Genomic DNA, 11,367 nt, shown 5'->3' with positions numbered 1-11,367 from the left:
GCTGAGACGATAGATTTCACAGCTGCATATTGCGAAATACAAGCTACCTATATGGTATTAGAAAATTCGCCGTTAAAAACGATTGAGCAGGTTGATAGTCCAGGAGTTAGAATCGCTGTATCGGCCAGAAGTGCCTATGGTCTTTGGTTGGAACGTAATATTAAAAAGGCAGAGCTTTGTCGTGTTCAAGGATTTGAAGCTTCACTTGAGCTTTTTGTAAACGGAGATTCAGACGCACTAGCAGGTTTGCGATCTCAGTTGGCAATTGACGTTGAAAAAATTTCAGGAGTCAAAATTCTTGATGGTCAATTTACAGCCGTGCAGCAAGCTATAGGTTGTAATAAAGGACGAGATTTAGGGGCTACCTATTTGAAACAATTTGTGGAAGATGTAAAAGCAAATGGGGTGGTTGAAAATTTAATAGATAAACATGATGTGATTGGTCGCTTGACTGTTGCATCCTGATATAAAAAAATCTTAATTTTTCTTACTCAAAATAGCGAAGGTGATATGGGCTATAGAATAAGTTGAATTTACTAGTGTTAGTACTTTCAACTTATTTATGATCTGAATCTAAGAACTATAAAACGAGCTCAATGTGATTTATTGCGCCATCTTCCATTCTTCTTCAGTCGCTTTTGATTTCTGGTTTTCCATCATGATCAACCATTTACCATCTTTTTTAACTAATAGTGTGGTTAAGTGAGCAATGAAGTCTTCGGTTTTCCCATTTTCATCTGTTGTGCTGTATTTGAACATGCCGGTTTCGTGCGCTGTATTTTCACTTACAAAACGTTGAGTCCAAACAAATTTTACATGGGCTTTCATTTTACCGTTTTTGGTATCGGCAAAACCTTGTTGCCAGCGGGCGAATGCTTGTTTAATTGAGTAACTGTTTTTACTGAATCCACTTACTAAAATAGCATCTTCATGATATCCAGCTTTGTATTGTTCAAATTCACCATTAATAACGCTTTGCGATAATGCTTGCCAAAATTGGTCTAGCTCTTGTTCGGTTGTGCTAGCGATTGCGGCTGTGCTTAAAAATGCGCTAGTAAACGTACTAACTAAAAAAATTGTAGTTAAAAGAAGTGCTTTTAATTTTGAGGTTAAGACATTAAACATATTGAAAATTCCGTATTTGTTCTTATAAGCCATGCGTTTATTGGAAATTCAATATAAACTAACAACATTAACCTATCAAACGGATATTTTTCTCTATTATCATGGCATTAAATAAAGCATTTCGTCTTAGTCATACTAGCCTAGGCCCAACACTTAATTCAGACACTATTAAAAAGTTAATGCTAAGTGGAGCGGATGCTAATATTAATTTTATTGGTCAGGAAAGAGCGCAACACGCGCTTGAGTTTGGTTTAGATATGAACATGACAGGCTATAATTTATTTGTCATGGGAGAGCCTGCAACTGGTCGCCACACGTTAATAGATAATCACTTACAGCAAGTAGCTAAAATAAAAAGTACGCCGCATGAATGGTGTTATGTAAATAATTTTGAAGATACTCGAACTCCAACATACATAAGATTAGCGGCTGGAGAAGGCAAAAAATTTATTGAGGATATTGAGTCCTTTATTGATGTTCTACTAGATACTTTCCCATCTGCATTTGATAACCCATCTTTCCAACGAAAGAAACGCGTAATTGAGCGTAACTTTAATGTTAAGTATGAAAAAGCATTGGAGTTGGTTGAGTCAAAAGCACTTGAAAGTGGTTTAGCCTTATATGAAGAAAAAGGGGCTGTGAGCTTTGCGCCTGTGATTGACGGAAAACCGCTAACGGATGCTGAATTTTCACAACTTAAAGAAGAGCAACGTCAGCAATTTTATGACCGTATTTCGGACTTAGAGGTATTTCTCAATGAAACTCTTTTAGAGTTGCCTTTGTGGAAAAGAGAAGCCTCGGAAAATCAACGTAAGCTAAGTAAAGAAACCATAGAGAATGCACTTAAACCTTTATTAAAAGATTTAGAGCATATCTACACCGCTGATATTGGCGTTATTAAATTTTTAAAAGACATGCACGATACCTTAGTTGATATGGTGCAAGAGTTTTTGGCTGACGAAGCTGACGCAGAAGAAAAGAAAGAAGATGTGGATGTTCGTAAGGTACTTGAAGAAGAGCTAATTCCTAACATTTTAAATGTTAGGAAAAGCCAAGACGGTGCGCCAATTGTGTATGAGCCTAATCCATCATTTCAAAATATATTTGGCCGTATTGAATATAGTTCAGTACAAGGATCGGTTTACACCAGCTATCGAATGATCAGAGGCGGTGCATTACATAAAGCCAATGGCGGTTATTTGTTGATTGACGCTGACAAGTTAATGCAACAACCTGGTGTTTGGGAGTCGTTAAAGTTAGCGCTGAAAAGCCAAGAAATAAAAATGGAGTCACCAACAGGTGAAGCCAATATTGTTAATGCGTCTAGTTTAACGCCACAGCCTATTCCTATAGATATTAAAATTATTTTAATGGGCAGTCGTGAATTGTATTATTTAATGCAAGAGTACGATAACGAATTTAATGAACTATTCAGAGTACTAGCGGATTTTGAACATTACATTCCACTTAATGACAAAGTGCAGTTTGGTTTTGTACAAAAAATCAAACAATATGCCTCTGATCATCATTTGGAAATATCAGCGGATGCGGTGGAAGAACTATTTAAATTTAGTTTTAGGCAAGCTGAGCACCAACATAAGTTGTCGGCTCGTTTTGCTGACGTATTAGAGCTGTTAAGTGAATCTCAATTTTATGCAAAACGCGATGGTGATACCGAAATTCATCAAAGTCATGTGATCAAATCGTTAGAAGGTAAGCAGTACCGAACTGGTCAAATTAGCGAGTCGTTTTTGGAAGACATCCAAGAAGGACAAATTTTAATTGATACCTCAGGTTTTCAAGTCGGTAAGTTAAATGGGTTAACTGTGCTGGAAATTGGCGATACGGTTTTTGGTACACCAGCAAGAATTTCAGCCACGGTTTACGCTGGCAGTGATGGTGTTATTGATATTGAAGGTGAAGTTGAATTAGGCAAAGCAATTCACTCTAAAGGCGTGATGTTACTAAATGGTTATTTAGGCAGTAAATACGCTCAGGACTTTAATTTATGCTTTTCAGCCAATATAGCCATTGAACAAAGTTATGGTCATATAGACGGTGACAGTGCCAGTTTAGGTGAGGTTTGTACTTTAATATCTGCCATAACGCATATTCCACTTAATCAAGCCATTGCTATAACAGGCTCTATTAATCAGCACGGACAAGTTCAGTCTATCGGTGGTGTGAATGAAAAGATTGAAGGTTACTTTAATCTTTGTGAAGCAAGAGGATTAACAGGGGAGCAGGGCGTTATAATCCCAAAAACCAATTGTATTAACTTAGTGTTATCTTCTGACGTGATAAGCGCGGTAGAAGCCGGCCAGTTTCATATTTATGTAGTAAGTGAAGTTGACGATGCGTTAACCATATTAACGGGGAAAAAGGCAGGTGCTTTATCTGCAAGAGGTCGTTATCCAAGAGATTCCGTTAATGGTATTGCCACTAAAAAGTTACGCCGAATCACAGACATTGTTGATGGTGCTGATAGTGAATAATTAAATGTGTGAGTGGATAAGTTTACACGGACATTTTTATTAAATACAAAATACAAAATACAAAATACAAAAAAGCCGATTGTTCGGCTTTTTTTGTTTTTTACAAAAATTTATTAATTTTCACTTATTGTCGCTAAGATTAGTGGTTAAGCTCACATTCTTTTTGTTCTTCTGAGTCTTTATCAAACTCGTCACAAGGGTTCTTAGCTTTATTAATACCTAAACTTGTGATCATGCCGTAAACCGATATTCCAGCGATACCATCGTCATCAAAACTAAAGTTGATTTGTGCTAGCGTGTTATTGAAAAAATAATCAACATCATCAATGGTTAAGGTGTAATCACCTTTTACTGGTTTATTTAACACTCGTTTAACTAACTTCAGTTTATGTTCACCAAGGGTGAGTGAAAAACTTTCAAACTCTTTTTTTGAAAACTCTTGTAACCAAACGTAGTTGTTATCTTTTAATAGTAAGGCGAAAGAGTAGCCTTCAGGTTGCCCGGTTACACTAAACGTGTGTGAGCCAATGGTAAAGGAATGATCATCATCTTTATGATTATAAGAAATTGGGAATGGTATTTCTTTGACTTCATCATTGTAAGGATAGGTAAGTGTTAATTTGCCATCAATATTAAAGTCAGCAAAGCTAGGTAAGCTGACAAATAATATAGATAGCAATATAGAACGTGAAAGTGTTTTTAACATTTATTAGTCTTCATCTTATTAATACTATTTATTAATATAGACGAAATTAGCAATTATGTTCTTGTAACATCAACAAACAATTTTAGTGATTGACCAGGTCTAATATATTTTTTTAAATCCAGTTGATTCCATTTAGCAATATCTACTACTTTTACTTTAAACTTTTGAGCAATTCTTGCTAACGAGTCACCGTTTCTAACTTTGTAAGTAACCGCTCGTGTTACTGCACTGCTAGATTGATGTTTAGATACTTGATCTTTCCAAATAACCAATTCTTGTCCTGGTTTAATTGGATCTGAAGGTGCAATTCCATTCCATTTAGCTAGACTACGAATATTTACATCGTACTCACGGCTTATATCCCACATGTTATCGCCAGACTTAACCGTGTGTTTTAATTTATTAGCACCACGTTTTCTATTTTGTTTTTTCGCTAGACGATTATCGGCTGTTAAGCTGTACTCGGTTAATGATTTAGACGAGGTCGGGATTAACAACGCTTGGTTGATATTAATAATATTACCTTTAATATTATTAACGTCGATTAATACACTTAATGAAGTGTTAAATCTTCCGGCTATGCCACCTAATGTATCACCTGACTTAACTAAGTAGCGTTTCCAAGACATACGCTCATCTTTAGGTAATGCTGCTAAGTTCTTTTTAAATAATTCTACTTTATCAACCGGTACTACAAATTTGTGTGGTCCTTTAGGATCTGTAGCCCACTGGTTATAACCTGGGTTTAATCTGTGTAATTCGTTTAATTCCAATCCAGCAAGTTTTGCAGCCTTGGCTAAATCAATTTGGCTTTTAGCGTCAACAACTTGAATATGTTGTTTATTCTCAATCGGAGTCCATTCAATACCAAATTCTTCAGAACGTTTTAGTAAGTCAGCTAAGGCTAATAGCTTAGGAACATAACTAGTGGTTTCTTTTGGTAAATCTAACGACCAGAAGTCGGTAGGTAAATGTTTTTTGCGATTACGTTTAATTGCACGTGATACACGACCTTCGCCAGAGTTATACGCTGCAATAGCATTTAACCAGTCACCGTCTAAGGTTTTATGTAAAAATGATAAGTAATCTAATGCTGCTCTTGTAGCAGCAACAACATCACGTCGTCCGTCGTACCACCAAGATTGTTTTAATTTAAAGCGGTTGCCAGTACCTGGTACAAATTGCCATAAACCTGATGCGCTTGCATGTGAATAAGCGAATGGGTCAAAGGCACTTTCGGCAATCGGTAATAAGGCTAGCTCAATCGGCATTTCGCGTTTTTCTATTTCTTCAACAATGAAGTACAAAAATGGCTTAGCTCGAGCTGAAATACGTTTGAAATAATTAGGATGTTTTGCGTACCAGTTACGTTCAGTAACCACAGGACGAGTTTGTGGGATATCTATATTTAACTGGCTTTCGATTCGTTTCCAAACATCATCAAATTTGACATTGTTTGCTTCTAATTCTTGTTCTTCAGTTAAAGCTGACAAGGTTAAAGCATCAACAACATCTTCAGGTGCCGCAATATTGGTTGGCTCTGATGAGTTTAACGTGACCTGATTGGATTCTGAGTTGGCCGTTCCTATGGTATTACAGCCAGATAAAATGGCTAATAAAGAAAGGTTAACTATAGTTTTTGCAGCAAATTTATTTTTTATCATATATACACAAATCAATGAAAGTAAAAGGGTGACTCAATAGGTTTTAATAGACAAGCGCAAACCTTGAGCCATAAAGACTCAATGATAGTAACTTAATAATTTAATAATGGCTATGATTCTAATGTGATTTAAAATTGGTCTTTCCATTTTCTTAAGTAAGTAAAGCACTCTAAATCTGATATCGGCAGAATTAGGTTAAACTTTTGGCTTATTGTTTGTTTAATATTTTGGTCATTACTACGTAGAAAAGGATTGATTTTTAATTCAGTTGATAAGAGCGTTGGAATGGTTGGTTTGTTATCTTTAATTAATGCTTTGGTTACTTCATTATAGTTAACTAAGTCTTGATTGTTTTGGTTCACAGTTAAAGCAAATTTAATGTTTGCTGATGTATATTCATGAGCACAGTAGACGTTAGCGTTTTCATTTAGCTCACTTATTCGATTTAACGAATTGTACATTTGTTCTGGAGTCCCTTCGAATAATCGGCCACAGCCTGCTGAGAATAATGTATCGCCTGAGAAGATATTGTCATGATCAAAATAACAAATATGATCAAGCGTATGCCCAGGTACCTCCATTACATTCAGTTTAATGTTTAGTTTTGGTAATACTATTTCATCGTTGTCTTTACAAGGGATAGTTACCATAGGGAAACGCGATGTACTTGGTCCGTATACGTTAATGTTAGAGTAGGTGTTTAATAATGTATCTACGCCCCCAATATGATCGGAGTGATGATGGGTAAGTAAAATATCAGTTAATGTGTAATTATGTTTTTGTAAGAACTCGATAACAGGTGTTGCATCACCGGGGTCTACGATGGCACAGTTACCGTCTTTAGTTACTAATGCCCAAAGGTAGTTGTCAGAAAAAGCGGGAATGGCGAATACTTGATACATAAAAATGCCTATATTTAATATAATGGGTATTACGGGCGTTATCGTTAATAATTTATTGTTTATAGTGAGTACGTTTAATGAAACCTGCATTAACTTATACTGGAGCTGAGTCATTAACTCACTGGAGTCAGATACTCACTGGTAAAGAATTAAAACATATTCAGAATGAGATAATAAGTCATAGGCTTAAATTAAGTTTTGGCCACCACTTAATAAAATTAGGCCATTTAAGTAGTGCACTGGATACTAATTCCTGTCTTATTAAACATCAAGTTAATGTGGCTCCTAACCATGTAAGTACAACAACGGAGTGTTCACATTCAATAAACTTGTTAAGTGAATTTGACCAGTTAGCATTAGCAACCAATTCCGTTGATTTGGTATTAATGAATCATGAATTAGAGTTTGCTTGCGATCCCCATCAAGTATTAAGGGAAATTCATCGGGTATTAATGCCAAATGGTAATTTAGTACTATCGGTATTCAATCCTTTCTCTTTGTTTATTTTCTCCAAGTTATGGCCATTTAAAACTAAATCTCCTTTGTGGCAAGCTCGACTATTTTCTATTGGTAGAATAAAAGATTGGTTGGAGTTACTAGGCTTTGAAATTACGGAACAAGAATATTGTTGTTATTCCACCTTACTTTCAAATAAGGAAATTTCAAATAAAGCTTATTCAGACAAGGGATCTTGGAACAAAAGTGCCAGTAATTGGTTACAAGTTGTATTAAAAAAATACCTCCCAAAAATTGGTAGTGTATGCGTTATTACTGCTAAAAAAAGAGAGTGGCCATTAACGCCAATTCGTTCAAAACGTAGTTTTAAGTCAGCATTTCAACCTGCAGTATCAAGGACCTCATCTAACCCTAGTAAAGTTAAAAACTAAGATATTTTAAATAAGCCATGACAGTTACATAAGTAAACGCTAATATAAGTAAATATTGTAATAAACTTTATTGTAATGAGAGCATTTTGTCTGAACTAACCATTATAAGCGCTATCATTATCGGCCTGTCCCTTGGGATATTTGGTTCTGGTGGCGCAATATTAACGTTACCGACTTTAATTTACCTACTAGGTTATGACGAGAAAGTGGCGGTTATCGGCTCTTTGTTTATTGTTGCTATTATTTCGTTTTTTACCGCTATCCCTCAAATAATTAAAAATGGCGTTAGTAAAGTCCATTTAATTTATTTTGCTTTACCTGGTTTGCTAGGCAGTTATGTTGGTGCTTATTATGGTTCTCAAGCTGCTCCAATCATACAAATGTCAGTGTTTGTTGGTTTAATGTTTATTGCCGCTATTAAAATGTTAACCATGAAAGACGACATGTCTGGTGATGCGGTAAGTAATCTCATATTAATAGTTATTGGATTAGCGGTTGGTTTTGTAACTGGTTTTATTGGGGTAGGTGGTGGATTTTTGATTGTCCCAGCCCTTGTTTTATTGTCCAAATTACCAATTAATAAAGCCGTATCTACCAGTGTCATTATTATATTTTTACAATCAAGCATTGGTTTATTTTCTTACCATGAACACTCAATGGCTTTATTCAGTGAAATTGAATGGTCTATATTAGTTGTTATCGCTTTAGTCGGCATTGTGGGATCTTATTTTGGCCTTTGGTTAAAGCAGTTTATAAACCAAGCGTTATTAACACGGTTATTTGGTTTGTTTTTGATTTTAATGGCAAGCTTTATCTTAATCGATAAAGTGTTTTAGTCGATGTGATTATTAATAAATTAGGTAGGTTGTTTCAACAAAAATAATATTTTTATTAAGAGTGGAAAAGAGGTTCAAATGATTAAGTCAGCTGCACAATTAGTTCAAGAAATGAAAGACACAATTAAAGAAGTTTCCGTTGAAGAGTTAGCCGTACATTTGGCCAATGACATAGTCTTGATAGATGTTAGGGAATCAGAGGAATTTAGTACAGGTCATATTCCGGGAGCTGTGAATTTCCCTCGTGGCGTACTAGAAATGAAATTACAAATGCATCCAGAATTTAAAGACGCTGAATTCCCATTAGAAGAAATGAACAAGCTAGATATGTATGTTATTTGTCGCTCTGGAGCTCGTTCTGCTTTAGCAACTGAATCATTACAAAAAATGGGATTTACTAATGTATTTTCTGTTGCTGGTGGCATGATGGAGTGGACTGAAAAAGGCTTTCACACCAAATAAGTAAGCTATAGCACCCAGTTTTAAATAGCTCGATTTGAATCTAGCAAGATGAAACCTCAATAATTAAATTATTAGAAATAGTAGTTAAGTTAGTGAGGTTTTTTATTGGCTAGTTCGTGTTTAAAATATTTATAAAAAACGATTGTTAACAAGACTCTCTCGTTAAAACTACTTTACCTTGTTGGATGAATTTAGCTAAATATTTTGATTGGTTGGGGTGTTCGCAAATATTAAAGCCAGCACTCAGGTAAAGAGGTACCAAATTTGGCTCACAGATAGTCGTTAAGTGGCTTGTTGTATTTTGCATTACATAGTTAAGTAATTGTGAAGCTACCTTGTTATTTCTGTATTCAGGTGCGACAAACAGACTACGCAATAAATTTAGCTCGCCTTGTTCAGTTGTTAAGTGCCTGATAAATACAGCTGCAATGATCTGTAATTTTGACTCTTGGGCTTTTTGCTCTTGAACTGTGAAGATAATGTCTCGTTTGTGACAACTAACATTCTGATTGTGAGTTTTATAAAAGTGATTAACTTGTTTTTGTTGTGGCTGCAGCCAACGCTCAATTTGTAATTTAGTCATTTTGATATTTTTAGTTTTGATAATGTCAGCGGTGTTTTACAAGGGGTAAGGCTAAAAGTAAAAAAGCAGGCTGAGCCTGCTTTGTCTATTTTGATTCTAATTTAATGCTAGTAAGCAAATATTACCACTTTTTCTTAGGTGCAAATAAAGCATCTAAGTTATCACCATCTTCATCTGTTTCTTCTTTTACTGATCTTGCTGCGCTCATTTGGCTGGCAATATCAGCTAATGCTTTAGTTGCTTTTTGTTTTGCTGCGGCAATATAGTCATTGCTATAGGTTTGGGCATTTAAGGTAGCTAAAGCTTTTTCGTAATATTGACGTGCAGATCCTGTCATACCATTTGCTTTTGCTTTACTGCCTCTGCGCATTTGCGATTCAACATTTATTCTTAACTGCAATAATTCAATTTTTTTATCTTCTTCCATAAAGGCTGGAGCCGTTAAATTACCTTTAGTGTGCTCTGATCTTAAAATAACACGGTATTTTTTGATACCTTGGATTAAGGCAATTAATGGTTTTTCAGCTTCAGGTATTTTTAATGTCGCCGCATCTAGGACACGAAAGTCACTAGCTTCTATTTTGCCAGTGCAATCCTTTATGCGTGCATGTATATCTTTATTGCCCGGCGTGGTTGAATTCATTTTCTTTAAAGCATACAGGACACGGCGGTGTAATATAATAAATCCATTTCTAGTGATAGGAACATTAGCATCATTGGCAATAATGAGTTCTGTGTCTTCAACAATCGTTTTATATTTGACCATTTCCTGACGTCTTTCTGCATCTTGCTTTTCTTTTTGCTGTTGCAATATATTTGCTATTACGGCAATGATCACAAGACCGATAATTAACGCGATGATAATCGCCATTTGTTACTCCAATAAATACAAGATAAGTTGACTCTAATAACGGTTACTAAAAATCAAATGAATTCACTAACTTCAATAATAGTAAACAAATTATAGTAATTAGGGTAGTACTAAAGTGAATAGGCTTCCATTTAGTGGACCACCATTTTCTAATTTAATACTACCGTAGCTCCCATTATCTTCATGAGCCGCTGCAATTAACTGAGCAAAATATAGACCAAGTCCTGTACGACTAATATTTAACTCTATATTTTGTGGGGATGAAATAGCTGACTGCAGCATATGTTCAGGGTAACCATTACCGTCATCAGCAATCGTGACATGAAGCTGGTTATTGAGTGTTTTGGCGCTAACGATAATCGAATTATTGCAATAGCGCATGGCATTAACAAAAATATCATTAAGTAAATTAGACACTAAGTCTTGGTCAAAATACCAAGATAATTCCTCTTCAATATCAAAGGTAACAGACAGGGATTTATTATTTATATAAAGACCATTTTGGGCAACAAGCTCTTCAAGCGTTTCATCTAGGTAGTAACTATCTATGTTAAGAGGTAAAACATCTTTCTCTGCTCGATACATAGCTAACATTTGTAACAAGTTAGTATTTATTCTTGACGCTTCGTAATGGATGCTAGCGAGTTCTTCAGCCTCATCCATATTATTTAACCGCATTTTTTCGCTTAACTGATCAATAAGTTGAATTAATAAACATAATCCGTTTTTCATATCGTGTGCCGATGAAGCAAGTACAGTTGCAAAATCAATGACTGGACGTTCCATTTGTAATGAGCCTATTTATCAGTAAGTAATGGTTTATGGTATAGATAAAC

At 35.3% G+C, this 11,367-nt stretch carries 12 protein-coding genes; 5 read left to right on the top strand and 7 right to left on the bottom strand.

Features of this window, described 5'->3' with window-relative positions:
• Nucleotides 1-465: transporter substrate-binding domain-containing protein (locus Q0940_RS02125; RefSeq protein ID WP_299263289.1), on the top strand; the 465-nt coding region annotated here is incomplete at its 5' end.
• A gap of 138 nt (nucleotides 466-603) precedes the next feature.
• Here Q0940_RS02125 and Q0940_RS02120 read toward each other — a convergent pair.
• Complete coding sequence (locus tag Q0940_RS02120; protein ID WP_299263287.1) at nucleotides 604-1,125, bottom strand: DUF4440 domain-containing protein; 522 nt, start codon at nucleotides 1,123-1,125, stop codon at nucleotides 604-606.
• A gap of 101 nt (nucleotides 1,126-1,226) precedes the next feature.
• Here Q0940_RS02120 and Q0940_RS02115 point away from each other — a divergent pair, with 101 nt between their 5' ends.
• Nucleotides 1,227-3,620 carry an ATP-binding protein gene (locus Q0940_RS02115; RefSeq protein ID WP_299263285.1) on the top strand — a complete coding sequence of 798 codons (2,394 nt, stop codon included), beginning with the start codon at nucleotides 1,227-1,229 and terminating at the stop codon, nucleotides 3,618-3,620.
• Between the two features lie 139 nt (nucleotides 3,621-3,759).
• Here the strand turns inward: Q0940_RS02115 and Q0940_RS02110 are convergent, their stop codons facing one another.
• From Q0940_RS02110 to gloB, 3 genes are all read right to left on the bottom strand, one after another.
• Nucleotides 3,760-4,326 (bottom strand): hypothetical protein, encoded by a 567-nt coding sequence (locus tag Q0940_RS02110; RefSeq protein ID WP_299263283.1) that lies wholly within the window; start codon nucleotides 4,324-4,326, stop codon nucleotides 3,760-3,762.
• 53 nt (nucleotides 4,327-4,379) lie between these two features.
• Nucleotides 4,380-5,990 carry a LysM peptidoglycan-binding domain-containing protein gene (locus Q0940_RS02105; RefSeq protein ID WP_299263282.1) on the bottom strand — a complete coding sequence of 537 codons (1,611 nt, stop codon included), beginning with the start codon at nucleotides 5,988-5,990 and terminating at the stop codon, nucleotides 4,380-4,382.
• Nucleotides 5,991-6,118: 128 nt separating this feature from the next.
• Nucleotides 6,119-6,892: a hydroxyacylglutathione hydrolase gene (gene gloB / locus Q0940_RS02100; RefSeq protein WP_299263280.1), complete on the bottom strand. Its 774-nt coding sequence runs from the start codon at nucleotides 6,890-6,892 to the stop codon at nucleotides 6,119-6,121.
• 77 nt (nucleotides 6,893-6,969) lie between these two features.
• Here gloB and Q0940_RS02095 point away from each other — a divergent pair, with 77 nt between their 5' ends.
• The 3 genes from Q0940_RS02095 (at nucleotide 6,970) to Q0940_RS02085 (ending at nucleotide 9,077) form a co-directional block, all read left to right on the top strand.
• Complete coding sequence (locus tag Q0940_RS02095) at nucleotides 6,970-7,779, top strand: class I SAM-dependent methyltransferase (RefSeq protein WP_299263278.1); 810 nt, start codon at nucleotides 6,970-6,972, stop codon at nucleotides 7,777-7,779.
• An 86-nt stretch (nucleotides 7,780-7,865) separates the two neighbouring features.
• Nucleotides 7,866-8,615 carry a sulfite exporter TauE/SafE family protein gene (locus Q0940_RS02090; protein WP_299263276.1) on the top strand — a complete coding sequence of 250 codons (750 nt, stop codon included), beginning with the start codon at nucleotides 7,866-7,868 and terminating at the stop codon, nucleotides 8,613-8,615.
• A gap of 78 nt (nucleotides 8,616-8,693) precedes the next feature.
• Nucleotides 8,694-9,077, top strand: a complete 384-nt coding sequence (locus Q0940_RS02085; protein WP_363323562.1) for a rhodanese-like domain-containing protein — start codon at nucleotides 8,694-8,696, stop codon at nucleotides 9,075-9,077.
• Between the two features lie 145 nt (nucleotides 9,078-9,222).
• Here the strand turns inward: Q0940_RS02085 and Q0940_RS02080 are convergent, their stop codons facing one another.
• From Q0940_RS02080 to Q0940_RS02070, 3 genes are all read right to left on the bottom strand, one after another.
• A complete protein-coding gene (locus Q0940_RS02080) occupies nucleotides 9,223-9,660 on the bottom strand; it encodes a GNAT family N-acetyltransferase (protein ID WP_299263274.1) in 438 nt (145 codons plus the stop codon).
• Between the two features lie 121 nt (nucleotides 9,661-9,781).
• Nucleotides 9,782-10,531 carry a hypothetical protein gene (locus tag Q0940_RS02075; protein ID WP_299263273.1) on the bottom strand — a complete coding sequence of 250 codons (750 nt, stop codon included), beginning with the start codon at nucleotides 10,529-10,531 and terminating at the stop codon, nucleotides 9,782-9,784.
• A gap of 99 nt (nucleotides 10,532-10,630) precedes the next feature.
• On the bottom strand, nucleotides 10,631-11,317 hold the full coding sequence (locus Q0940_RS02070) for a HAMP domain-containing sensor histidine kinase (RefSeq protein WP_299263271.1): 687 nt from the start codon (nucleotides 11,315-11,317) through the stop codon (nucleotides 10,631-10,633).
• Nucleotides 11,318-11,367: the final 50 nt, after the last annotated feature.

The organism is uncultured Psychrosphaera sp. (genome assembly GCF_947500655.1).
In the GTDB taxonomy this organism is placed as follows: Bacteria; Pseudomonadota; Gammaproteobacteria; order Enterobacterales; family Alteromonadaceae; genus Psychrosphaera.
The sequence above is the reverse complement of the archived record's forward strand: the minus strand, read 5'-3'. Positions and strand labels throughout refer to the sequence as shown.